Annotated in this window: 1 protein-coding gene and 1 pseudogene; both read right to left on the reverse strand. The window is 65.4% G+C overall.

Annotated elements, in window-relative coordinates:
* Nucleotides 1-60 precede the first annotated feature (60 nt).
* Nucleotides 61-1,743: an NAD-dependent malic enzyme gene (locus AC3AYF_RS19820; RefSeq protein ID WP_295039556.1), complete on the reverse strand. Its 1,683-nt coding sequence runs from the start codon at nt 1,741-1,743 to the stop codon at nt 61-63.
* A 278-nt stretch (nt 1,744-2,021) separates the two neighbouring features.
* Nucleotides 2,022-2,845: pseudogene (locus tag AC3AYF_RS19825) on the reverse strand (YeeE/YedE family protein).
* Nucleotides 2,846-2,952 lie beyond the last annotated feature (107 nt).

Genomic DNA, 2,952 nt, shown 5'->3' on the forward strand with positions numbered 1-2,952 from the left:
AGCTCGTAGCTCGTAGCTCGTAGCTCGTAGCTCGTAGCTCGTAGCTCGTAGCTCACGACATCAGATCGAACGCCGACGATACTGCCGGTAGCGCGGGTACCAGAAGTGGCCGTGAATCGCATCCCACAGCACCTCGTCGCTGGAGGAGAGCGCAACGCCATCCTTCTGGGCCTGCTTGCCGACGGCGAAAGCGATCAGCTGGCTGATCTCGCGGATGTCGCCCAGCGCCGGTAGCAGCGCGCCTTCACCGGTCTTGACGATCGGGGCGCTGTCGGCGAGCGCGTTGGAGGCCGCCATCAACATGTTGTCGGTGACACGCGTCGCATTGGCGGCAATCACGCCGAGGCCGATACCTGGGAAAATGTAGGAGTTGTTGCACTGGGCGATGGGGATCGTGCGACCGTTGATCTCCACCGGCGGGAACGGACTCCCCGTCGCCACCATCGCCTGGCCGTCGGTCCACGCCAGTACGTCCTGCGGCACCGCCTCGACCTTGGAGGTGGGGTTGGAGAGCGGCATGATCAGCGGGTTCTCGCAGTTGGCGTTGAGCGTCTTGATCACCTCTTCGGTGAACAGGCCGCGCTGGCCGGAGACGCCGATCAGGATGGTCGGCTTGGCGTTGCGCACCACGTCGAGCAACAGGCGGGTATCGCTGTCGAAGCCCAACTCGGCGGGATCGTGGGCGAGCCGCTGCTGGAAGCTGTGCAGCCCGTCCATGTCGGTGGTCAGCAGGCCATCCTTGTCGACCATGAAGATGCGTTTTCTGGCATCGGCTTCCGATAGCCCCTCGCGAGTCATCGCAATCACGATCTGCTCGGCGATGCCGCAGCCGGCCGACCCGGCCCCCGCGAAGGTGATCGTCTGCTCGCTGAGCTTGGCATTCTTGGCCTTGCACGAGGCCAGCAACGTCGCCACGCAGACCGAGGCGGTCCCCTGGATGTCGTCGTTGAAACAGCAAAGCTCGTCCCGATAACGCTCCAGCAGCGGCATGGCGTTGGTCAGGGCGAAATCCTCGAACTGCAGCAGCACGTTGGGCCAGCGAGCCTTCAGCGACTCCATGAACAGGGTGATGAACTCGGCATACTCGTCCGGCGACACGCGCTTGTGGCGCCAGCCCATGTACATCGGGTCGTCGAGCAGCTTCTGGTTGTTGGTGCCGACATCCAGCGTGATCGGCAGCGTGTAGGCCGGGCTGATGCCGCCACAGGCGGTGTAGAGCGAGAGCTTGCCGATCGGGATACCCATGCCGCCGATGCCCTGATCGCCCAGGCCGAGAATGCGTTCACCATCGGTGACCACGATCACCCGCACCTTGTCCTTGGTGGCGCTGCGCAGGATGTCGTCCATCCGATGGCGATCGGGATAGGAGATGAACAGGCCACGGTGATTGCGGTAGATATTGGAGAACTCTTCGCACGCCTCGCCCACCGTCGGGGTGTAGATGATCGGCAGCATCTCCTCGAGATGCTCTTCCAGCAGGCGGAAGAACAACGTCTCGTTATCGTCCTGAATCGCCCGCAGGTAGATATGCTTGTCGAGGTTGTTCTGGCACAGCGTGTACTGGTGGTAGGCCCGTTCGAGCTGCTCTTCGATGCTCTCGACGTTCTGCGGCAGCAGACCCACCAGATTGAACTCGACCCGTTCTTCGCGGGTAAAGGCGCTGCCCTTGTTGAGCAGCGGCGTTTCCAGCAGCGACGGTCCGGCGTAGGGGATGTAGAGCGGGCGCTTGGCGTGATCGGACATGAATCGACTCTCGCGGTAACCAACGAATGAAACGCGCCTGTCGGACGGGCGATCTCACCGGTCGTTGGTGCAGGCCCGATGGCGCATTGTCGTTATCGACCGTGCGGCTGCCACGCAACCGGACGGACGCCCCGGACGAGCCGAAGCCGCCCGGGGGCCGACCAGTATGCCATCTGCCGCCGCCGATGGCATGTCCGCCGTGGAAACCCTTGCCAAAGACGTGACGGCCCCCGAAAAACCCTGCCGTGGCGGGGCCTGGCCGGTCGCCGCCAGGCCGTTCAGCAACTCGCCGCAACCGGTTGTGCCGGCCCCGGGAAGAACAGCGGGCGCAGCTTGACGCCGAACATGTTGCCGGCAAACGCGGCGCCCAGCCACAGCCAGCCGTGCAGGCTGCCGGACGCAATACCGCTGAAGTAGGCGCCGATGTTGCAACCGAACGCCAGCCGCGCGCCATAGCCCAGCAGCAGCCCGCCAATCACGGCCGCCGCCACGGAACGCAGCGGGATCCGCAAGCTGGGCGCGAAACGCCCTGCCAGCGATGCCGCCAGGCCGGCGCCCAGGATGACGCCGATGTTCATCACCGTGGTGATATCGCTGAAGACGCTGCTGTCGAGAGAGGCGGCGCGCCCGGGATTCTGCCAGGCCGTTACGTCGCCGCCGACGGCCTGAAACGCCTTGGCGCCCCACAGCGCGAAGGCCGAGGTGATGCCCCAGGGCCGGCCGGCCAATGACAGCGTCAGGAAGTTGAGCAGCGCCAGGCCGACCGCCCCGGCCAGGATCGGCCACGGCCCGGTCAACCAGCGGCCCGGCCCCGGCGAGACCGATGACGTCTGCTCCAGTTGGCCGTGACGGCGCTTCTCCATGACGACGTCAAGGCGGCAATGCCGGCAAACAGCACCAGACTGGCAGCGATCCCGCCCCCCGTACCGAACAGATCGATCATCGAGGTGGGCTGGAACGCCGGCAGGCTCTGCCACCAGGCGAAGTGGGCGGTGCCGATCACCGAGCCGACGATGAAGAAGAGCAGCGTGATGACCATGCGGGCGTTGCCGCCACCCACGGTGAACAGCGTGCCGGACGCACAGCCACCGCCCAGTTGCATGCCGATGCCGAACAGGAAGGCGCCGACGAGGACGGAGATACCGATGGGCGAGACGAACCCCTCGACCGGATGGCCGCACAGCGTTCCCGCTCCCAGCGCCGGGACGA

Source organism: Salinicola sp. (genome assembly GCF_982684285.1).